Source organism: Pseudomonas sp. Irchel s3b6, assembly GCF_900187415.1.
In the GTDB taxonomy this organism is placed as follows: domain Bacteria; phylum Pseudomonadota; class Gammaproteobacteria; order Pseudomonadales; family Pseudomonadaceae; genus Aquipseudomonas.
Genome location: NZ_FYDM01000003.1, coordinates 298865 through 320314 on the forward strand (window position 1 = coordinate 298865; position 21450 = coordinate 320314).

The 21450-nt window shown below is 61.2% G+C and carries 19 protein-coding genes and 1 tRNA gene; 14 read left to right on the top strand and 6 right to left on the bottom strand.

From position 1 onward, the window contains the following. The first annotated feature begins 1186 nt into the window (after positions 1–1186). The 3 genes from CKW07_RS07380 to CKW07_RS07390 all read left to right on the top strand — a co-directional run bounded on the left by CKW07_RS07380 (position 1187) and on the right by CKW07_RS07390 (position 4909). Positions 1187–2119, top strand: a complete 933-nt coding sequence (locus CKW07_RS07380) for a universal stress protein (protein WP_095144284.1) — start codon at positions 1187–1189, stop codon at positions 2117–2119. 284 nt (positions 2120–2403) lie between these two features. Continuing rightward, the gene (locus CKW07_RS07385; RefSeq protein ID WP_095144285.1) at positions 2404–2784 is read left to right on the top strand and encodes a RidA family protein; all 381 of its coding nucleotides are present in this window, start codon (positions 2404–2406) and stop codon (positions 2782–2784) included. Between the two features lie 124 nt (positions 2785–2908). After that, the gene (locus tag CKW07_RS07390) at positions 2909–4909 is read left to right on the top strand and encodes a U32 family peptidase (RefSeq protein ID WP_095144286.1); all 2001 of its coding nucleotides are present in this window, start codon (positions 2909–2911) and stop codon (positions 4907–4909) included. Between the two features lie 309 nt (positions 4910–5218). Here CKW07_RS07390 and CKW07_RS07395 read toward each other — a convergent pair. After that, positions 5219–5293, bottom strand: a tRNA-Gln gene (locus CKW07_RS07395). A 366-nt stretch (positions 5294–5659) separates the two neighbouring features. Here CKW07_RS07395 and CKW07_RS07400 point away from each other — a divergent pair. Next, a complete protein-coding gene (locus CKW07_RS07400) occupies positions 5660–6319 on the top strand; it encodes an MliC family protein (protein ID WP_095144287.1) in 660 nt (219 codons plus the stop codon). Between the two features lie 22 nt (positions 6320–6341). Here CKW07_RS07400 and CKW07_RS07405 read toward each other — a convergent pair whose 3' ends face one another. The 3 genes from CKW07_RS07405 to CKW07_RS07415 form a co-directional block, all read right to left on the bottom strand. Then, on the bottom strand, positions 6342–7043 hold the full coding sequence (locus CKW07_RS07405) for an alpha/beta hydrolase (RefSeq protein WP_095144288.1): 702 nt from the start codon (positions 7041–7043) through the stop codon (positions 6342–6344). Between the two features lie 121 nt (positions 7044–7164). After that, positions 7165–7794: a DUF5074 domain-containing protein gene (locus tag CKW07_RS07410; RefSeq protein WP_095144289.1), complete on the bottom strand. Its 630-nt coding sequence runs from the start codon at positions 7792–7794 to the stop codon at positions 7165–7167. 33 nt (positions 7795–7827) lie between these two features. Next, entirely contained in the window at positions 7828–9048 is a 1221-nt protein-coding gene (locus CKW07_RS07415) for an HTH domain-containing protein (protein ID WP_095144290.1), read from the bottom strand. A 131-nt stretch (positions 9049–9179) separates the two neighbouring features. On the opposite strand from CKW07_RS07415, the gene CKW07_RS07420 reads away from it, so the two are divergent. After that, positions 9180–9371 (top strand): hypothetical protein, encoded by a 192-nt coding sequence (locus tag CKW07_RS07420; RefSeq protein ID WP_095144291.1) that lies wholly within the window; start codon positions 9180–9182, stop codon positions 9369–9371. 60 nt (positions 9372–9431) lie between these two features. On the opposite strand, the gene CKW07_RS07425 is transcribed toward CKW07_RS07420, so the two are convergent. After that, on the bottom strand, positions 9432–9785 hold the full coding sequence (locus CKW07_RS07425) for a DUF1428 domain-containing protein (RefSeq protein WP_095144292.1): 354 nt from the start codon (positions 9783–9785) through the stop codon (positions 9432–9434). A gap of 330 nt (positions 9786–10115) precedes the next feature. On the opposite strand from CKW07_RS07425, the gene CKW07_RS07430 reads away from it, so the two are divergent. Then, positions 10116–11099, top strand: coding sequence for a zinc-dependent alcohol dehydrogenase family protein (locus CKW07_RS07430; protein ID WP_095144293.1), 984 nt, complete (start codon positions 10116–10118; stop codon positions 11097–11099). Between the two features lie 57 nt (positions 11100–11156). On the opposite strand, the gene xerC is transcribed toward CKW07_RS07430, so the two are convergent. Beyond that, complete coding sequence (gene xerC, locus CKW07_RS07435; protein WP_095144294.1) at positions 11157–12071, bottom strand: tyrosine recombinase XerC; 915 nt, start codon at positions 12069–12071, stop codon at positions 11157–11159. A gap of 465 nt (positions 12072–12536) precedes the next feature. On the opposite strand from xerC, the gene arnB reads away from it, so the two are divergent. The 8 genes from arnB to CKW07_RS07475 are packed head-to-tail and all read left to right on the top strand — an operon-like array spanning position 12537 to position 21355. Then, positions 12537–13685 carry a UDP-4-amino-4-deoxy-L-arabinose aminotransferase gene (gene arnB, locus CKW07_RS07440; RefSeq protein WP_095144477.1) on the top strand — a complete coding sequence of 383 codons (1149 nt, stop codon included), beginning with the start codon at positions 12537–12539 and terminating at the stop codon, positions 13683–13685. Beyond that, positions 13682–14695, top strand: a complete 1014-nt coding sequence (gene arnC, locus CKW07_RS07445) for an undecaprenyl-phosphate 4-deoxy-4-formamido-L-arabinose transferase (protein ID WP_095144295.1) — start codon at positions 13682–13684, stop codon at positions 14693–14695. The genes arnB and arnC overlap by 4 nt, the downstream gene beginning before the upstream one ends. Positions 14696–14697: 2 nt before the next feature. After that, complete coding sequence (gene arnA, locus CKW07_RS07450; protein WP_095144296.1) at positions 14698–16689, top strand: bifunctional UDP-4-amino-4-deoxy-L-arabinose formyltransferase/UDP-glucuronic acid oxidase ArnA; 1992 nt, start codon at positions 14698–14700, stop codon at positions 16687–16689. Beyond that, positions 16689–17573 (top strand): 4-deoxy-4-formamido-L-arabinose-phosphoundecaprenol deformylase, encoded by an 885-nt coding sequence (arnD, locus tag CKW07_RS07455; protein WP_095144297.1) that lies wholly within the window; start codon positions 16689–16691, stop codon positions 17571–17573. Before arnA ends, arnD begins: the two co-directional genes overlap by 1 nt. Next, positions 17570–19216, top strand: coding sequence for a lipid IV(A) 4-amino-4-deoxy-L-arabinosyltransferase (gene arnT, locus CKW07_RS07460; protein ID WP_095144298.1), 1647 nt, complete (start codon positions 17570–17572; stop codon positions 19214–19216). The genes arnD and arnT overlap by 4 nt, the downstream gene beginning before the upstream one ends. Beyond that, positions 19213–19557: a 4-amino-4-deoxy-L-arabinose-phosphoundecaprenol flippase subunit ArnE gene (gene arnE / locus CKW07_RS07465; protein ID WP_095144299.1), complete on the top strand. Its 345-nt coding sequence runs from the start codon at positions 19213–19215 to the stop codon at positions 19555–19557. Before arnT ends, arnE begins: the two co-directional genes overlap by 4 nt. Next, positions 19554–19967 (top strand): 4-amino-4-deoxy-L-arabinose-phosphoundecaprenol flippase subunit ArnF, encoded by a 414-nt coding sequence (arnF, locus tag CKW07_RS07470; RefSeq protein ID WP_095144300.1) that lies wholly within the window; start codon positions 19554–19556, stop codon positions 19965–19967. The genes arnE and arnF overlap by 4 nt, the downstream gene beginning before the upstream one ends. After that, the gene (locus CKW07_RS07475) at positions 19964–21355 is read left to right on the top strand and encodes a UDP-glucose/GDP-mannose dehydrogenase family protein (protein ID WP_095144301.1); all 1392 of its coding nucleotides are present in this window, start codon (positions 19964–19966) and stop codon (positions 21353–21355) included. Before arnF ends, CKW07_RS07475 begins: the two co-directional genes overlap by 4 nt. Positions 21356–21450 lie beyond the last annotated feature (95 nt).

A 21450-nucleotide genomic window follows, 5' to 3' on the forward strand; every position in this document is an offset into this window, starting at 1 on the left:
GCACGATTGAATTGTGGGGTAACGCACGAACTCACGAAGTAACCGTCCGGCCCGAAGGGGAACCTCCTCGTTTGTTGCTTGCGCCTAAGCGGATGTGGGATAGCAAAGAATGGGGGATATGCGTGCAGACGAAAGCGAAACATACCATCCGCCGAACGGGCGATGGCATTGGGATTATGCCTTCCAGGTTTCACGTGGGATGCGTGCTTTGGGAACGGCGGCGATGTCTGAATTTACCCAGGCTGAATTAGTCGAGAGCATCACGGAGAGTTGACGGTGGTCGGCGCAGTGTTGGCTGTAAAGCCTTTGCAATGACCTACAAAACGGAACCATTTTTGCTAACACACGACGAGTTGGTGAACATTTTGGTAAACCACAAGGACGGTTACAGGGCCTTGGAACATCTTCTTGAATCAGTCCCAGTCACCAAGCCTGATCTCTAGGGCATGGTGCTGATAGACGAGGTCAAATGGCGTTCCTGTTTCTGTATTTCCCAAGTTTCCGTGAAGAACCAAAGAATTGAATCTGCATCGGGTGCCACGACGAGCTATCGGGAGCGGTATTTTCTCATCAGATCGAATGGGGTTTATTCAACGCGCCCTTAGATAAAAACGAACTAACCAAACAGACCAACTGCCTAAGTTTTAAACAGAAGATCCGCCATACTCAACCATTGAACTTGGCGCACAGAAAGTGCGTCACCGAACAATTTTGTTCTTGTCTGAACGATCGAAGCATCTACCAGGATGAGGTATTTGCGCGAGTATTTAAGCGTGAGTGGGCGAGAGATTTAAAGCAATACTCATGCCCGTTCTTTGCCGGCAGCAGTAACCGGCAAGAAGCAACGCAACACCACCGGCATAAAGTGTACCGGCCGCGTTACAACTCTTTCTTCTCAATGTAGATGCAATAGAAAAAAACGCCAGCGATTGGAGAGTCGGATTACGTAGTTTTTGGTCAACTAACGACTGTTACGTTTTTATTACTACTCGACTCAGGCGTCAATAATGGGCTCCCGAGGGCAGGGTCGATTCCAGCTGTCGCGCTCATGCTGTCGGTCACTGCTGTTCCAACTGACGGGCGGTCGAGGGTTGGACAATCGCCGTGCATCCGCCCGAAGAATCACAGGCCAAGAGCACCCACTTTGCCTACATGAAGTCATGTATTCACGCACAGGAGTACGCCCATGCACACCATTCGCAATACCTTGGTGGTAGTGGATTTTCAGCAGTCCAGGGATCTGATCCTGAACAGAGCTAAAATGATTGCCAACGCCACCCGCTCGCACCTGCATCTGCTGAGTTGCGGCAAGGAACACCACCATCGCACCCACCTGAACGACATTCAAGGCACCCTGGTACAGGAGGGTTATAGCGTCAGTACCGAGCAGGCCTGGCATGGGAGCACCCACAAGACCATCATCACCGCCCAACAGAAAGAGGGCTGTGGCCTGGTGATCAAGCAGCACGTTACCGACACCCCGCTGAGGAAGGCCCTTCTCACCCCTGAAGACTGGAAGCTGTTGCGATACTGCCCCAGCCCGGTGCTGATAGTAAAAACTGAAAGAACATGGACCGGTGGCACCATTCTCGCCGCTATTGATGCTGGCAACAGTGATATTGAGCATCGCGTCCTGCATTCCGGCATCGTCAGCCACGGCTACGACATCGCCGCACTGGCGCGCGGCACCCTGCACATAATGAGCGCGCACCCCTACCCCATGCTCTCGGCAGTTGATGCCGTATTCCAACTCAAGGAGAGTATCCAGGCGCTCTATCGCGAACGGTGCAAGACATTTCAGGCCGAATTCGACATCAGCGACGAGTGCCTGCACATTGAAGAAGGCTCAGCCGACGTGCTGATACCGTACATCGCACACAAGCTCGAAGCCGCCCTCACAGTGATCGGCAGCGTGGCCCGGAGCGGACTGTCCGGCGCGTTGATCGGTAACACCGCCGAGATGATTATGGACACCCTGGACAGTGACGTACTGGTGCTCAAGCCGGATGACATCATTACCCATCTGGAAGAATTAGCCGCCCCTCCCACCAGCACATCAGCAGATACTGCGACATCATCTTGGCCGTATCACCATCATAACCATCGACCACATACATAGGAGTAACACCTGATCACGCCCCCCAGATCCGGGCACTTCGATAACAGCTGTTCGCTTCGCCAGGAGCTCGCCGGCCACTGCGCAGAGTTTTTCGACGTGTTGTTCACGTCGAACAGCTCTGGCATGAGATGACCAAACACGGGCTAAACCTCATGTTTGCCAGTCATGTGACCAGCCTGATTGGCAGAATCATCCGATTCAAGGTATTAAAGGCACCCTGCGTCCGGCCACTGACGACGTCATACCGTCCGCCCCCCCTTTACCACCTCAAGCAAGAGATCCCCATGGCAAACCACGACCTGACCTTCATCCCTGATCCCGACGCGGACTCCATTTCCTCCGACGTTGTCGGTTTTGCGGGCGTGCTGGTCTCCACGCAGATCCCTACCCGTGCCGACGGCAGCCTGGAGCTGGGCAGCATTACTCAGCAGAGCGAATGCACCCTGCAGGCGCTCAAGGTTGCGCTGGAGCGTGCCGGCAGTTCCATGGACCGGGTGATGCACCTGACCATCTACCTCACCGACATGGCCGATCGCGCCGCGTTCAACGAGGTGTACCAGCGCTTTTTCGCCAAGCCGTGGCCGGTGCGCGCCGCTGTCGGCGTGGCGGCCCTGGCGGTTGAAGGCATGCGCGTGGAAGTCACGGCGATGGCCGCCAAGGGCTGAGTCCGCGGCGTTATCCGGCGGCCACGCTCTGCGAATGGCCGCCACCGGGCAGCATGCGGGTGCCGGTCAAGCGTTTCGCCGCTACAATGCGCGTCTCGACCGTGACAAGCCTGACTAAAAAAATATGTCCCTGCCCAAACATCATCTGGAATTGCTCAGCCCTGCCCGCGACGTGGCCATCGCTCGCGAGGCCATCCTGCATGGCGCCGACGCCGTGTACATCGGGGGCCCGAGCTTCGGCGCGCGCCACAACGCCTGCAACGAGGTGAGCGATATCGCCCAGTTGGTGGAGTTCGCCCGTCGCTACCACGCCCGGGTCTTCACCACCATCAACACGATCCTGCACGACAACGAGCTGGAGCCGGCCCGCAAGCTGATCCACCAACTGTACGATGCCGGCGTCGACGCCCTGATCGTCCAGGATCTGGCCGTGATGGAACTGGACATCCCGCCGATCGAACTGCACGCCAGCACCCAGACCGACATCCGTACCTTGGGGCGGGCGAAGTTCCTCGACCAGGCCGGCTTCTCCCAACTGGTCCTGGCCCGTGAGCTGAACCTGCAGGAAATCCGCTCCATCGCCGACGAGACCGATGCGGCGATCGAGTTCTTTATTCACGGCGCGCTGTGCGTGGCCTTCTCAGGCCAGTGCAACATCTCCCACGCCCAGACCGGCCGTAGCGCCAACCGGGGCGACTGCTCCCAGGCCTGCCGCCTGCCGTACACTCTCAAGGACGAAAAAGGCGGCGTGATCGCCTATGAAAAGCACCTGCTGTCGATGAAGGACAACAACCAGAGCGCTAACATCCGTGCCCTGGTAGAGGCCGGTGTGCGCTCGTTCAAGATCGAGGGTCGCTACAAGGACATGGGCTATGTGAAGAACATCACGGCCTACTACCGCCAGCGCCTGGACGCCGTCCTCGAAGACCGCCCGGACCTGGCCCGCGCGTCCAGCGGCCGCACCGCGCACTTCTTCCTGCCCGATCCGGAGAAGACCTTCCACCGCGGCAGTACCGACTACTTCGTCAGTGAGCGCAAGATCGACATCGGCGCCTTCGACTCGCCGACGTTCACCGGCGTGCCGGTGGGCATCGTGGAGAAGGTCGGCAAGCGCGACCTGCAGGTGATTACCCATGAGCCGCTGTCCAACGGCGACGGCCTCAATGTGCTGGTCAAGCGCGAGGTGGTGGGTTTCCGCGCCAACATCGCCGAGGCCAAGGGCGAGTTTGAAGAGGACGGCGAAAAGCGCTACCGCTACCGCGTCGAACCCAACGAGATGCCGGAGGGCCTGCACCGCCTGGGGCCACGCCACCCGCTGAGCCGTAACCTTGACCACAACTGGCAGCAGGCGTTGCTCAAGACCTCCGCCGAGCGCCGGGTCGGCGTTGCCTGGGTCGCTCGCCTGCGCGAGGAACGCCTGGAACTGACCGCCACCAGCGAGGAAGGCATCAGCGCCGACGTGGCCCTGGACGGTCCGTTCGGCCTCGCCAACAAGCCGGAACAGGCCCTGGAGCAACTGCACGACCTGCTCGGCCAACTGGGCACGACCCAGTACCACGCCACGGACATCAAGCTGGATGTGCCACAGGCGTACTTCATCCCCAATTCGCAGCTCAAGGCATTGCGCCGCGAAGTGATCGAAGCGTTGACCGCGGCCCGTGTCGCGGCTCACCCACGGGGCGGGCGCAAGGCCGAGACCACGCCGCCTCCGGTGTACCCGGAGTCGCACCTGTCGTTCCTGGCCAACGTCTACAACCAGAAGGCTCGCGACTTCTATCACCGCCACGGTGTCGCGCTGATCGATGCGGCCTACGAGGCCCACGAGGAAACCGGCGAGGTGCCGGTGATGATCACCAAGCACTGCCTGCGCTTCTCCTTCAACCTGTGCCCGAAGCAGGCCAAGGGGGTGACTGGTGTGCGCACCAAGGTCGCGCCGATGCAACTGGTGCACGGTGACGAGGTGCTGACGCTGAAGTTCGACTGCAAGCCCTGCGAGATGCATGTGATCGGCAAGATCAAGGGACACATCCTGGGCCTGCCGCAATCGGGTAGCGCGGCGGAACAGGTTGTCGGGCACATCAGCCCCGCCGACTTGCTCAAGACCATCCCGCGCGCACCGCACTGAGTGACCGGCGAGCGCGATGTCAGCTCATCGCGCTCGCCGGCTCAGGCCAATAACAGACGGCTCACATTCCCATGCAGCGCATAGCCGCCCTCTCCCACCTGCACAGGGTGGATGCGGTGTTGAGTTTTGATGAAATGCAGTCGGCACGTTGTCGCGTTCGCGGCAAGCCAGCTGGATGTTGAAACGTCGGGAGTTATGCAGCTGACACGAGAAACACCGGATCGGAGTTGGCGTTCTGTGCAAGGAGAATCGACCAGGCCTCGTGCAATAGCTGCCGAGTGAGATCATATCTGGATGTATATACGAAAATGGCAGGGGCGGCTGGATTCGAACCAACGCATGGCAGGATCAAAACCTGCTGCCTTACCGCTTGGCGACGCCCCTGTATCTGTTGCGATGAGTGACTGGCACTCTCTTCCCGTGGTGACACGCCGCGTAAGGGCCTGTGCAGGAATGCGCGCAAATGTATCAACTTTCGCTTCGCCTGGGAAGAGAAAAAACAAACAAAATGGTTTTAAAACAGACGGTTACTGTTAAGCGGGGTTGAAATTGATCCTTTACTCGGCTTTTTTGCGTTCCCGTGGCCGGTGAAAAGCCCTGAGATTGCCGAGTGCCGCTGCCCGGCGGTCTGGCAAGTTCTGGGTGCTGACATACACTGCGATACACCCCATACGAACGCAGGACGGTTCAACGGATCGATGGATCACGCTGCCAGCCTGGGCATCACGTAATGATCTGAGTGAAGCCAACATGAAAACGCTCACGGCCTTCTGGACAGGTCTCCTCGCAACCAGCCTGTGCGCGGTGACGAGCAACGTTGCCAGTGCGGCAACTCCCGGCCGAGTCTTCCAGACCGGTTTCGACTGCTCCACGGCCACCGCGAAGGTCGAAAAGCTGATCTGCCGCGATCCCCAACTGGCGCGGATGGACGTCGAACTCAGGCGCCTGTACCGACTGGCGCTCACGGATCAGCGCTCAGTACCGCCTCCGGACAAAGTCATGAACGACCAGCAGTTCTGGATTCTGGCCCGTAATCAGTGTGCAACCGACGTGGCACCGAAGGCCTGCACGATCCGCCGCTATGCCGAGCGTGCCTACCAGCTGCGCCAAGGTTCGGCAATCGTCAGGACCAAGGACCCGGACAGATTGACCGAAGGTCCCCTGACCTTTCGGTGTACAGGTCTGAACACGCCGATCGCCGCCACTTTCTTTAATGCCGGGCCCGATGTCGTCTTCCTCAAATGGGCCAACACCTCCGTCACGCTGAGCGAGGTGCCGAGTGATTCGGGGCTGCGCTACAGTGGCAAGGACAGCCTGGGTTACTACAGTTTTTGGCAAACGGATGCGATGGCGGTGTTCCAGAAGCCAGGATCATCCGCCATGAGGTGTACCGTCGAGCCCGCTGGCTGATCTGACGCTAACCACCGTCAACTCACGGGGTCTTGACCGCTTCGCTCGCGGCTTCGTCAATCAACGCGGCGACCTCGGCAGCTCGGGAGGCCAGCGACGCGTGGCTGGCGGCCAGGGTAATCACCTTCCTGGCATTGAGTCGGGCCGACATCATTTTCTGGTTGTCCGGGTGAATCATTCGGTCGTCGCTGGATATCTGGTACCAGGACGGTTTGCTTTTCCACGCGGGGGCCGTGATGGTGTCGCCAAAGGTACTGGCCAGCGGGGCCTTCTGGGTGACCGCCATGACCAGCGCTTCATCGGGCGTCAGATCCTGGCCAAAGCTTTCATGGAACTTCTCGGGCTTGAGCCACAAGAAACCATCGCTGTCAGGCTCAAGGTTGGGTGCCGCAGCGGGCAGGTGTTGCTGGGTCAGGCCGCCTGGGCTTTCGCCGGCATCCGGTGCGAAGGCTGCGATATAGACCAGCCCCACGACATTCGGCAGATTACCCGCTTGCGTGATCACCGCACCGCCATAGGAATGCCCCACCAACAGCACTGGACCGTTCTGCTGCGCGACCATCTTGCGTGTACGCTCGGCATCGTCGGCCAGGGAGGTCAGTGGCATTTCCACTGCGCGTATGGAGGTATAGCCCTTGCGTGCCAGTTCCACGATGACCTTGCCCCAATGCGCTGCGCCGCCCCAGAAACCATGCACCAACACTACCGTAGGTTTATTGCTCATGCGCTGACTCCGATCCGTAATTAGATGTTCAAACCAGATCCACCAGCATAGTGCCCCTTTGTGACATCGGCAGACCGATCAACACTCAGGGGCTCACAAGCAAGCGTGCCCGTTCGTTCATTCATTCGGGCCGGCGCACGACCCTCACCTTGGCGCTGCCACCTCCCCCGCAGAAGAATTGGTGGCCGCCGTCGGATTCCAGCCCCGAGACTCCGACGCCCGCCGGCATTTGCAGGGACTCCTGCATGGCGCCCGTGTGCGGATCGATGCGGCGCAACTCGCTTTCCTCGCCTTCCCAGGTGCCGTGCCAAAGCTCTCCATCCACCCAGGTGACGCCAGTGACAAAGCGATTTGACTCAAGGGTGCGCAGGATCGCGCCGGTGAGCGGGTCGATCTGATGAATCTTGCGGTCCTGGTACTGGCCAACCCAAAGCGTACCCTCGGCCCAGGTCAACCCCGAATTACTGCCGCCCGGGGCCGGGATAGTGCCCAGCACTCGGCCTGTGGCGGGGTCGATCTTGTGGATGAGGTTCTCGGCGATCTGGTACAGGTGCTGGCCGTCGAACGCTGTGCCGGCATCGGCGGCGACGTTGATCGTGCGGGAGGTTTTTGCGCTGGCCGGATCCAGGGCATGGAGCCCGCTGTCGCTGGCAAACCAGATGTGCTGGCCGTCCCAGGTCACGCCATGGACGCTCTTGACGTCGGCAAAGGGTCCGTATTCACGAAGTATGTTGGCGGCTGACTGTTTCATGCTGGCTTCCTCGTCATGGGGTGTGAGTTCAGCCTAATCATTGGCCAGGGGAACGGGGAGTAACAAAGTCGTCGCGAATCCCGGTACCGACGGGATCACCCAGCGCCCCGCTCGCCCGCTACCGAACGACTGCACCCTGCCCTCGGCCGCCAGGGCATCAAGCGCCCGCTGCACCGTGCGTTGACTGCAACCCAGTGCCAGGGCCAGCGCGGAACTCGACCACAACTCACCGTCGGCGAGCAAGGCCAGCACTGCGGTATGGGCGTGCTCCACCGGCCAGGCGAGTATTACGACCTCGCGGGAGCGATGGGGCACCAGGGTAAATCCGCCCTGGGTCGCAGTGACCCCGGCCAACGGCCGCAACAGGGAGCGCAGCCGGCCGATTTCGACCCGCAGCCGTGCGCGATGGGACTCATCGTCCAGCTTCAAGCGAAAGGCCCGGGCGATCAGCGTTGCCCTCGATACCTCACCTGGCCAGGCATGGGCCAATGCCCGTGCCAGCACCAGCAGCACCGGACGCCCGGCCAGGGACACCTGCACGAGCCCGTCACGCACCAGAAACCGCCGGGTATCGACAATCAGCGCGTCCGACAGCAGGAGCCCTTCAATCTCATCGAGCAACAGCAGCCGCTCCTCGCCACGGCAGATCAAGCGAGCGGCGGGAGTATCGAGCAGGAGGATCGCGCTCCGCACCTCCGCGCGCAATGCCGCAATCCCGGCGCACCGGGCCTGGTGTTCAGCCCGTGCCAGCGCGGCGCGCGCGTCCGGTGTCCGCAGTCGCCTGATGGCCACCCCGGCCACGATCAGTTCGTGAATGGTGTTTAACGCCGGGGGCAACCCTCTGGGATCGAGCCCGGCCAGTCGCTGCTCGACCTCGTCCAGGCGACCGATCAGCAGCAGGCGCCGAATCTCCAGATACCGGGCATGCGCCGCGTTGACCCGGTCGCCGTGGTTTTCGAGGGCTCGGCGTGCAGCCTCCAGAGCCTTGACCGGCCAGCCCAGGTCCCGGGAAGCGAAGGCGATTTCCGCCTCGGCGACCACGCAGCGCGCACGGGCCAGGGCTTCTTCGGGCGCGAACGCCCGCGCCGCCCTGCGTACCAACGTCTTGGCCCGGGCGAAATCGCCCAATTGCGCCATCGCAATGCCCCGCAGGGCAAGCGCCGGGGCATCCTCGCGCAAGGCCACATGATCGAGTGCACCAAGGGGGTCTCCCGCCGCCAGCGCACGCGCCGCAGCCGTGATCAACGAATCCATGTGAGCCTCGCCACCGCTGCCACTCCTGCCGTCGAGTGTTCGCTGCCCAGTCTATCTCACCCGCACCAGCCACTGGCGCGTCCACCCAACCCCGTTATAGTTGAGGTGTCCCAAACCACCGGGAGGTGGCCATGCGCAAGATCGTCAGTAAGGAACCATGGTGGGCCGCGCCGCCAAAGCCCGGGCAGGATGAGTCCGAGCTGGAATGGGGCTGGCTGGTGACGTACAGCGAAGGCGAGCCGCGCTTCGAGTTTGTGAAAGAGCGGCCGTCCGATAAAGAGATCCGCAACCGCAAGAGTTGTCGGATCACGGTGCAGGAATGAAGGCACGCGGGTCTGCGGACGCGGCAGACCCGCCTGGCATCCTGCTTGCGAGACAGGACACTAGAGGTTCACGATCCGCTGGAATCCGCCAAAGATCATGCGCTGGCCATCAAACGGCATCGCGTTGCCTTCGGCGCGTACCCGGGGATCGGCCATGAACTTTTCCATGCCTTTGTCGCGGGTCTGGCGATCGGGCCAGACGATCCACGAAAAGACCACGGTTTCATCTTCCTTGCGTTTCACCGCCATGGGAAACGAGGTCACCTTGCCTTCGGGGACATCGTCCCCCCAGCACTCGCTGACGTTGAGCGCACCGTTCTCCTTGAAAATCGCCGCCATGAATTCGGCATGCTGGCGGAATCTGTCGCGATTGGCGGTGGGTACGGCGGCAATGAAGCCATCGATGTAGGACATGATCTGCTCCTGATACGGTTGCAGGGGGCGTGCCGGGATTGGCTCGTGAGTAGTCGACGGGGCGTTACCAGGATCGACAGCATGAGCGCTGAAGCCGACCAACGGTCATGGCCGCCGGAGTCAGGCTGCCCAGCTTGTTGGACCACCGGGGATGGCGAACGATCCTTCCCCGGGCACTCTGAACGCGCTTCGAGGTCAACCGCTCAGCAGCCCTGAATGGACTGCTGATCACGCTCCGGCAGGCGCTGACCAGGCCGGGCCGGGCACGGTGGTCGGAGGATCTGACCCTGCAGGATGTTTTGTGGGTGACCCAAGAGTGGGAGAGTCGTCATGCGCGCCATGGTTCTGCATACCCCCGGCCAGCCGTTGCAACTGCAGGAGCGACCGATTCCGAAACCCGGCGTGCAGCAACTGCTGATCAAGGTTCAGGCGTGCGGCGTGTGTCGCACCGACCTGCATCTGCTGGACGGCGAGCTACCACAAGCGGTACTGCCGCGGGTGCCTGGGCATGAAATCGTCGGCGAAGTGACGGCTGTGGGGGCTGATGTTCCGCCCGGCTGGATCGGCCTGCGGGTAGGCGTTCCGTGGCTCGGCTGGACCTGCGGCCAGTGCACGTTCTGCACGTCAGGCCGGGAGAACCTCTGCGATCAGGCACAGTTCACCGGTTGTCATCTGGACGGCGGTTACGCCGAGTACACCGTTGCCGACTGGCGCTACTGTTTCCCTATTCCCGAAACACTGTCGGCCACCCATGCCGCACCGCTGCTGTGTGCTGGGCTGATCGGCTTTCGTGCCTTGCAAATGGCCAAGGGTGCCCGCCACCTGGGCCTTTATGGCTTCGGTGCGGCCGCGCACCTGGCGATCCAGGTAGCACGCGGTCGAGGGCAACAGGTGTATGCGTTCACCCGGCCAGATGACAGCGAAGGCCAGGCCTATGCCCGAACCCTGGGAGCCAGGTGGGCCGGCCCCTCGGATCAGCCCCCGCCGCATTTGCTCGATGCCAGCCTGATCTTTGCCCCGGTCGGCGCGCTGGTGCCCCAGGCCCTGGAAGTCACGGCCAAGGGCGGCTGCGTGATTTGCGCCGGGATCCACATGAGCGACATCCCCGGGTTTCCCTATCGGTTGCTGTGGGGCGAGCGCAGCGTCCGGTCAGTGGCGAACCTGACCCGCGAAGACGGTATCGCATTCTTTGAAGAGCTACAGCACACACACGTGCAGTGCGACGTCACCTGGTTTGCCTTGCAGGACGCCAATAACGCGCTAGCGTGCCTGAGGACTGGCCACTTCAAGGGCGCAGTCGTGCTCACCCCCTGATGCCCGCCGCCCGTGGATTGCTGGGGATCGACTGCGACCACATGGGTTTTCAACGACCTACAAGTCGAACCTGTCCACCGCTCGACGCCGTTCGTTATCGTCCCGCACATCGTAGCTGGCGGTGGTCTGGATGTTGGCGTGGTGCGCCAGTTTCTGGGCAATCGACAGGTCGTGCTCTTCGATCACCCGGGTAATGAATGAGCGCCGGAAGTCGTGAGGCATGATCTTGACCCCAACCTGCGCGCCCCGCTGCCGGGCAATGTAGTAGATCGCATGCTTGGTAATGCGCTCGCGGGAGATGTGGCTGCCACGACGGATTCGGTTGAACAGAAACCCGTCGTCTTCCTGCCCCACGGGCAACAACGAACGGCGCAATTCAAGCCAGGCCTCGAGTTTGGTAAACACCCAGCTCGGGGCGTACTTGATTAACTGTTTATTGCCCTTGCCCATGACCTGCAGGCTGCGCTCGGAGAAGTCGACCTGTGCCAGGTCCAGGTTCACCGACTCTGACTTGCGCATCCCCGAACCGTACAGAATCGCAATGATCGCCGCGTCCCGTAAGCCTTGCGGCCGTGGATCGGCGGCACAGACGGTCATCAGGTCGTGGATCAGCGTGCGTTTGAGGTTGCGCCCTTGAGACAGGCGCGTGCCGGAAATTCCTTTGACGGAGCGCATTTTCAACAACTGTTCCTGACTGATCAGGCTCAGGCGCCAAGCCTCGTTCATTACCCCTCGTAGCGCATTGACGTAGAGCGACGAGGTATTGGGCGCGTAACCGTCATTGCGCAGCGCCGCCACCAGGGCAATCACGTCCTCGGGCTGCAGTTGGTGCCAAGGGATCTCTTCGATGTTCAGCTCGTCGAACCCCAGGCGATCGGCAGCGTCCTGCAGCACGTAACGCAGGGTCTGCTGGCTTGAGGGGGCGAGGCGCTTGAGGTACAGCGTCAGCGGGTTGGGGCGCGGGGCGCTCATATCGGGTAAATCAGACAAGCTGGAGGGGCCTTTGGTGTGAGTTGTTCAGCGGATTTTAGCCTTGTATCGAGGAAGATTAATAATCGAAGTCGACCACCGTAGTGGCTATCGTCGTCTTTTGCCCAGCACAGATGTACGACATTTCTGATTTGAGCACTGTCCGTGGTCGCACCCTGAACATTTGCTGTAAACCTTCACGTTATACGGCTTGCCCACTGTTTTTTCATGTCGTTTTCACAAAATCACGCTTACTCTCAGCACACCCGAAACCCACCACACTCTACCGACAAGTCGCCAATAGCACTGAACAAAGTTAATTAATGTATTTTTCCATGATTGCAGGCCAAACCATTGATAATGTTCGTGTTAATTGATTAATGAATGCACAGAATCATGCACCTGATCGCTTCCGGGTCGGATTCGAAGAACATGACAGTCGCTGACAACTACCGACCCGAGGCCCCCATGAACCAGGATTTTCTGCCCTTTTCTCGCCCAAGTATCGGCGCTGAAGAAATGGCTGCCGTGGAGCAGGTACTGCGCTCTGGCTGGATCACCACCGGACCGAAGAACCAGGAACTTGAGCAGCAGTTTGCCCGGTACGTGGGCTGTGAGCACGCCGTGGCACTGTCGTCGGCCACTGGCGGCATGCATGTCACGCTGCTGGCACTGGGGATCGGCCCCGGCGACGAAGTGATCACGCCCTCGCAGACCTGGGTATCCACCGCCAACATTATCTGTTTGCTGGGCGCAACCCCGGTCTTCGTCGACGTCGACCGAGATACCTTGATGGCCGATGTCGAGGCCATCGCAGCGGCCATTACCCCGCGCACCAAGGCCATTGTCCCGGTGCATTACGCCGGGGCGTCCTTCGACCTCGATCCGCTCTATGCACTGGGAGAGCAGCACGGTATCCCGATCATCGAAGACGCCGCCCATGCGGCCGGCACCCGTTATCGCGGACGTGCCGTAGGGGCCCGGGGCACGGCGATCTTTTCCTTTCACGCCATCAAGAACATGACCTGTGCCGAAGGGGCGATGTTCGTCAGCGACAACAAGGCGCTGGCAGACCGGGTACGCATGCTCAAGTTTCATGGCCTGGGTGTGGACGCTTACGACCGCCTGACCGGCGGCCGCAAGCCTCAGGCCCAGGTCATCGAGCCCGGGTTCAAGTACAACCTGGCCGACATCAATGCCGCCATTGCCCTGGTGCAGCTACAACGCCTGGACGAGATCAACGCCAGGCGCACGACCCTGGCACAAGCCTATCTGCAACGCCTGAAAGCGTTGCCGGTGCAACCGCTGAGTATTCCAGCCTATGCGCAACAGCATGCCTGGCACCTGTTTATCCTGCGCATCGACCCAGAGCGCTGTGGCATGGACCGCGAAACATTCATGCAAGCGTTGCAGGAACAAAACATCGGCACTGGCATCCATTTCATCGCCACGCATTTGCACCCCTACTACCGCCAGCGTTTCCCGGCCATCCACCTGCCCAACACCGAATGGAACTCGGCACGCCTGTGTTCGATCCCGCTGTTCCCCGACATGACCTGCGATGATGCCGAACGCGTCATCGGTGCTATTGAAAACATTCTGGACCCACGCCCTTGAAGCCTTATCCAATTAACTGCGTATCGATCGTCATCCCGGTCTACAACGAACAGGACAGCCTGCCCGAATTGCTGCGTCGCACCGAAGCCGCCTGCCAGCAACTGACCCACGACTACGAAATCGTCATGGTCGACGACGGCAGCCGCGACGACTCGGCACAACTGCTCGAGGAAGCGGCCGGACGCGAAGGCAGCGCCGTGGTGGCCGTCATCCTCAACCGCAACTACGGGCAACACGCCGCGATCATGGCCGGCTTCCAACAGTGCAAGGGCGACCTGGTGATTACCCTTGATGCCGATCTGCAGAACCCGCCGGAAGAAATCCCGCGCCTGGTCGCACAAGCCGAGCTGGGTTACGACGTGGTCGCCACCGTGCGCAACAATCGTCAGGACTCGGCCCTGCGCCGCTATCCGTCGAAGCTGATCAACCTGGCGGTGAAACGTTCTACAGGCGTGGCCATGACCGATTACGGCTGCATGCTGCGGGCGTACCGGCGCACGGTGGTCGACGCCATGCTGGCCTGCCGCGAGCGCAGTACCTTCATACCGATTCTGGCCAACAGCTTTGCCCGCCACACTACCGAGATACCGGTACAGCACGCCGAGCGCGAGCACGGTGAATCGAAGTACAGCCCGATGCGCCTGATCAACCTGATGTTCGACCTGATCACCTGCATGACCACCACCCCGCTACGCTTGCTGAGCATCATCGGCTTCGGCATGGCGGCGCTGGGCATGCTGTTCGCCTTGATGCTGATTGTCCTGCGCCTGGCCTTTGGCGCGCAGTGGGCAGGTGGCGGCACCTTCGTGCTGTTTGCCGTGCTGTTCGTGTTCACCGGTGGCCAGTTCATCGGCATGGGGCTTTTGGGCGAGTACCTGGGGCGCATGTATGGCGACGTCCGGGCCCGTCCGCGGTTCTTCATCGAGAAAGTCCTGCGCCAGCAACCCGCCAGCCCTGCCCCCGCTGTCACTGTCGACGGTTTGACTTCCACCTCTTGCGATCAGGTTTGACCATGAATTCAAAAGCTGTTGTTTTCGCCTACCACGACATCGGCTGTGCGGGCATCCAGGCCCTCCTCGACTCTGGCCTGGAGATTGCCGCGGTGTTCACTCACGCCGACGACCCGAAGGAGAACACCTTCTACGGTTCGGTCGCGCAGTTGTGTGCCCGCCAAGGCATCACGGTGCATGCACCGGAAGACGCCAACCACCCGCTGTGGGTCGAGCGCATCGCCAAGCTCAACCCCGATTATCTGTTCTCCTTCTATTACCGCAACCTGCTGAGCGAAGCCCTGCTGGCCACCGCCAGCAAAGGCGCGTTCAACCTGCACGGCTCGCTCCTGCCTGCATACCGCGGCCGTGCGCCGGCCAACTGGGTGCTGGTCAATGGCGAAACGGAAACCGGCGTGACCCTGCACCGCATGGTCAAGCGTGCGGATGCCGGTGCCATCGTGGCCCAACAACGCGTTGCCATCGAGCGCGCTGACACCGCCCTGACCCTGCACGGCAAGCTGCGTGACGCGGCCGCAAGCCTGCTGCGTGACACCCTGCCGCCACTGATCCAGGGCCGCCTCACTGAAACCGTCCAGGATGAGTCCAGGGCCACGGTGTTCGGTCGCCGCACCCCGGCAGACGGCAAACTGGTCTGGAAAAAACCGGCTGAAGAACTGTTCAACCTGGTTCGTGCCGTTACCCAGCCGTACCCGGGAGCGTTCTGCGACGTCGGCGAGCACAAGCTGATCGTCTGGAGCGCCGAGGTAGCCAAGGGCAATGAAGGCCAGGCACCGGGCCGGGTGATCAGCGTCGACCCGCTGCGCATTGCCTGCGGCGAAGACTCGCTGGTGATCACGTCCGGCCAGCGCAACGATAACGGCCTGTTCCTCCGCGGCCCGCAACTGGCCGACGAACTGGGTCTGGTGGATGGTTCCGTGCTGCGTGGCGCCGAGTCAGGCCGTGCCCCGCGTCGTACACGGGTGCTGATCCTGGGGGTCAACGGCTTCATCGGCAACCACCTGTCCGAGCGCCTGCTGCGTGACGGCAAGTACGAGGTGTACGGCCTGGACATCGGCTCCGACGCCATCGAGCGCCTGCGCAGCCATCCGAACTTTCACTATGTCGAAGGCGATATCAGCATTCACTCCGAGTGGATCGAGTACCACATCAAGAAGTGCGACGTGGTGCTGCCACTGGTGGCCATTGCCACCCCCATCGAATACACCCGCAACCCGCTGCGCGTGTTCGAGCTGGACTTCGAAGAGAACCTGAAACTGGTTCGCTACTGCGTCAAGTACAACAAGCGCGTGATCTTCCCTTCGACCTCCGAAGTCTATGGCATGTGCCAGGACCGGAACTTCGATGAAGACACCTCCAACCTGGTGGTCGGCCCGATCAACAAGCAGCGCTGGATCTACTCGGTCTCCAAGCAACTGCTGGACCGGGTGATCTGGGCCTATGGCCAGAAAGGCCTGAACTTCACCCTATTCCGCCCGTTCAACTGGATGGGGCCGCGCCTGGACCGCCTGGATTCGGCACGGATCGGCAGTTCCCGGGCGATCACCCAGCTGATTCTCAACCTGGTGGAAGGCACGCCCATCCGCCTGTTCGATGGCGGCGAACAAAAACGCTGCTTCACCGACATCGCCGACGGTGTCGAAGCCCTGGCGCGGATCATCGACAACGAGAACGATGCCTGCAACGGGCAGATCATCAACATCGGCAACCCGGACAACGAAGCCAGTATCCGTCAACTGGGCGAAGAACTGCTGCGGCAGTTCGAGGCCCACCCCCTACGCGCCAACTTCCCTCCGTTCGCCGGTTTCCGCGACGTCGAGAGCAAGGCGTTCTACGGCACCGGCTATCAGGACGTGTCGCACCGCAAGCCCAGCATCCAGAACGCCAAGCGTCTGCTGGACTGGACGCCAACCGTTGAAATGAGCGAAACCATCGGCAACACGCTGGACTTCTTCCTGCGCGAAGCCATGCTCGAAATCGCGGACCAGCGTTGATGCAGGCAGGTCTTCGAATCGATGTCGACACCTACCGGGGTACCCGTGATGGGGTGCCCCGGCTGCTGGACATGCTCGACGAAGCACAGGTCAAGGCGACGTTTTTCTTCAGCGTTGGCCCGGACAACATGGGGCGCCACCTGTGGCGCCTGATCCGCCCGCAGTTTCTCTGGAAGATGCTGCGCTCCAACGCAGCGGGCCTGTACGGGTGGGACATTCTGCTGGCCGGCACCGCCTGGCCGGGCAAGCCCATCGGCCGCGATCTTGGGTACCTGATGCGCCAGACCCTTGCCGCCGGTCACGAGGTAGGGTTGCACGCCTGGGATCACCACGGCTGGCAAGCCAATGCCGGACGCTGGAGCGATGCACAGCTGATTGAGCAGGTTCGCCGGGGCGTAGACACCCTCAGCGATATTCTCGGCCAGACCGTGGACTGTTCCGCTGCTGCCGGATGGCGCGCAGACGAGCGGGTGATCGAGGCCAAGCAGCGCTTTGGCTTTCGCTACAACAGCGACTGCCGCGGGCAGGGCCTGTTCTTGCCGCAGCTGGCTGATGGCAGCCTGGGAACACCACAAATTCCGGTCGGCTTGCCTACCTTCGATGAGGTGGTCGGGCCACACGTGACCGTTGATGGGTTCAACTCATTCATTCTTGACCGGTTCAGCCCTTCCAGGCTGAACGTCTACACGATACATGCAGAAGTAGAAGGGATTCTGATGGCCAACCATTTTCGTCAATTGCTGGTGGATGCACGAACACGCGATATCCGCTTCCAGCCACTGGGTCATTTGTTGCCGGCCGACCCCGCTGTCCTGCCCCGGGGACGCGTGTTGCGCGGTGCGCTGGAAGGTCGTGAAGGCTGGCTGGGAGTGCAGGGACAATGACCAAACGCTGGGCCCTGCCCCTGTTGTTACTGGTGTTCGGCGTGTTTTTCCTGCTGCCGATGGCCACCCATGGCCTGTGGATTCCGGACGAAACCCGTTACGCGCAAATCAGCCAGGAAATGCTGCTGAGCGGCCACTGGGCTTCACCCCACTTCATGGGCATACGATATTTCGAGAAGCCAGTCGCCGGTTACTGGATGATGGCCATCGGTCAGGCGGTGTTTGGCGACAATCTGTTCGGCGTGCGCGTGGCCTCGGCCTTGAGTACCGGCCTGAGCGTGTTGCTGGCGTATTTCATTGCCCGCCGTTTGTGGAATGATCCGCGCAAGAGCTTCACCTGTGCCCTGCTCTACATGAGCCTGTGCGTGGTGGTCGCCCAAGGCGGGTACGCGAACCTGGACCCGCAGTTCACCTTGTGGGTCAACCTGAGCCTGGTGGCGCTGTGGTTCGCCATCGACAGCCAGGCCCGTCGTGCGCGCCTGGGGTTCTGGGCGCTGTTGGGCCTGGCCTGTGGCATGGGTTTCATGACCAAGGGCTTTCTCGCCTGGCTGTTGCCAGTGCTGATCGCCCTGCCCTACATGGTCTGGCAAAAACGCCTGCGCGAACTGTTGGCCTATGGTTCAGTGGCAATCACGGTGGCCGTGCTGGTCAGCCTGCCCTGGGCCTTGACCGTTCACGCCCAGGAGCCGGACTACTGGCGATTCTTCTTCTGGCACGAGCATATCCGGCGATTTGCCGGCGAAGATGCCCAGCACGCCGCGCCCTGGTGGTACTACTTGCCGTTGCTGGTGGCGTTCAGCCTGCCCTGGGCGGCCCTGCTGCCTGCGGCGCTCAAGCAAGCCTGGCAGAACCGTCGTCAGACGAGCATTGGCTTCCTGCTGCTCTGGCTGCTGTTGCCGTTGGCGTTTTTCAGCCTGAGCAAGGGCAAGCTGCCGGCCTACATCTTTCCGTGCCTGTTGCCATTGGCCCTGTTGATGGGCCATGTGCTGGTCGATCGCCTCGCGAGCCGGCAGACCCGTGCCATCAGTCTGAACGGTGCGCTGAACCTGGTGCTGGGTGTGCTGGTGCTGATAGCGCTGGTCTACTTTCAATTGAAAAAGCCGCTCTACAGCAACGAGCCCGAGCACTTGGTGCTGGTGTTCATCGCTTTGACCGGCTGGATCCTCGCCAGCGTACTGCAAGCCTTGCGCCCGTTGCAGTGCTGGGCTGCACCTGCCCTGGGCAGTTGGCTGTTCGTGGCGCTGATTCCGGCCGCGCTGCCCAACTCGGTGGTCTATAACAAGATGCCGGACCAATTCATCATCGATCACGCCCAGGAACTTGGCCAGGCCAGTCGCTTGCTGAGCAATGACCTGGGCGCCGCCTCGGCCCTGGCCTGGCGACTCAAGCGTCCGGACGTGGCGTTGTACAACACCGTAGGCGAAGTGAAATATGGCCTGGCTTATCCTGACACCCTGCATCGCCGGGTCGACTTTCTCAAGGTCCCCCAATGGATGACCGAAGCCCGCCAGCAGGGTTCGGTAGGCGTGGTGATGCGAATCAATGGCCAGGAGCACTACGAAATCGACATGTTGCCCCAGGACTTCAAGCGTTATGACCAAGGCAATCTGGTGATCCTGATCTTCCCACAGAGCCAGCCATGAGCCTGTTGCTGATCGTGCTTGCCTGCCTGCTGACCTGCCTGGGCCAGGTCGCCCAGAAATATGCGGTGGAAAGCTGGCGTGGCCAGGCATCGGGAGTGCTCGACAAGCTGCGTTCGCCGTGGCTGTGGCTGGCGTTGCTGAGTCTGGGCTGCGGGCTGTTGGTGTGGCTGCTGGTGTTGCAGCGGCTGGACGTCGGCGTCGCCTATCCGATGCTCAGCCTCAATTTCGTACTGATTACCCTGATCGCCCGCTTCGTCTTCCACGAAGCCATTGATCGCCGGCACTGGATCGGCGTGGCCCTGGTGATTGCCGGTGTCGTGCTGCTGGGGAGGCACGCATGAGCCTGGGTCGCGGCATCGGCTTTGCCATGGGCAGCGTACTGCTGGTCAGCGCGGCCCAACTGGGCATGCGCTGGAGCATGAGCCACCTGCCCTTGCCGGCACAGTGGCTGGCGGCATTGAGCAGTGGCACGGTCGACCCGCTGGCAGTCGCCGTGGTGCTGGCCTCGATCATGGCTTACGCACTGTCCATGCTCAGCTGGCTCATGGCCCTGCGTGACCTGCCGCTGGGGCGGGCCTACTCGCTGCTCAGCATCAGTTATGCCCTGGTGTACCTGCTGGCCGCCAGCCTGCCACTGTTCAACGAGCCGTTCAGTCTTTCTAGAACCCTGGGGGTGGCGCTGGTCATCCTCGGGGTCCTCACCATCAACTCTCGCGGTATCCACACCCCAAACGTCAGGAAGACTCCATGAAAATCAGTGTCATTGGTAGTGGCTACGTCGGCCTTGTACAAGCTGCCGTGCTGGCCGAAGTGGGTCACGATGTGGTCTGCATGGACGTCGATCAGCAAAAGATCGCGTTATTGCAACAAGGTCATGTGAGCATTTTCGAACCCGGGCTGGCCAGCCTGGTCCGCGAAGGCCTGGAATGCGGGCGCCTGCAGTTCACCACAGACGAGAAACAGGCGGTCCAGCATGGCCAGGTATTGTTCATTGCCGTGGGTACACCCTCCGGGGAGGATGGCTCGGCCGACTTGCGTTATGTGTTGTCGGTGGGCGACGCCGTGGCCAGGCACCGCGAGCACCCCTTGATCGTGGTGGAAAAATCCACCGTGCCGGTGGGCACTGGCGATACCCTTCGCGCCCATATAGACAGCCGGTTGCACGGCCACGGGCGCATCCTGCAGTTCGATATCGTGTCCAACCCCGAGTTTCTCAAGGAGGGCTCGGCGGTCGCCGACTGCCGCCGTCCGGACCGCATCGTCATCGGTTGCGACAGCGAGGCGGTACGCGAGGTCATGCGTGACCTCTATGCGCCCTTCAACCGCAACCACGACCGCATCATGTTCATGGACCTGCGCAGCGCCGAACTGACCAAGTACGCCGCCAACTGCATGCTGGCGACCAAGATCAGCTTTATCAATCAGATCGCCGAGCTGGCCGAGCACCTGGGCGCGGACATCGAGTCCGTGCGCCTGGGGATAGGCGCCGACCAACGGATCGGCTACCACTTCATCTACCCCGGCTGTGGTTATGGCGGCTCGTGCTTCCCCAAGGACATGCGCGCACTGATCCACAGTGCCGAGCAAGCCAACTGCTCCAGTGACCTATTGCAAGCGGTCGAAGCAATCAACGAGCGTCAGAAACACAAGCTGTTCGAGCGCATCAATGCCTTCTACAACGGTGACCTGGTAGGCAAGACCTTTGCACTGTGGGGACTGGCGTTCAAACCCAACACCGACGACATGCGCGATGCGCCGAGCCGGGTGCTGATGCAGTCGCTGTGGGCAGCAGGCGCGACGGTGCGAGCCTTCGACCCGGAAGCCATGCAGGAGACGCAGAACCTGTACCCGAACGAAGCACGATTGATGCTCATGGGCACCCCGGAATCCGTGCTCAAGGATGCGGACGCATTGATCATCTGCACCGAATGGCAGCAGTTCAAGGCACCGGATTTCGAACTGATCCAGCAGCGCCTCAAGGCACCGGTGATCTTCGACGGACGCAACCTGTATGACGTCGAGCGTCTGGCGCGCAAAGGCTTCCAGTACTTTCCGATGGGCCGGGGCGAATCGCGTAACCTGCCCGTTTGCGCACAGCCATCGCCTGTGGCTTCAGTCGTGACCGAGAGGACGGCATAGACGCCTACCAGAGGCTGTCGGTACGACACGCTGGGGGCAATACATCAATATTAATGAGTTTAAAGTTCATTAATATGAATTTGTCAGTGGCCGGC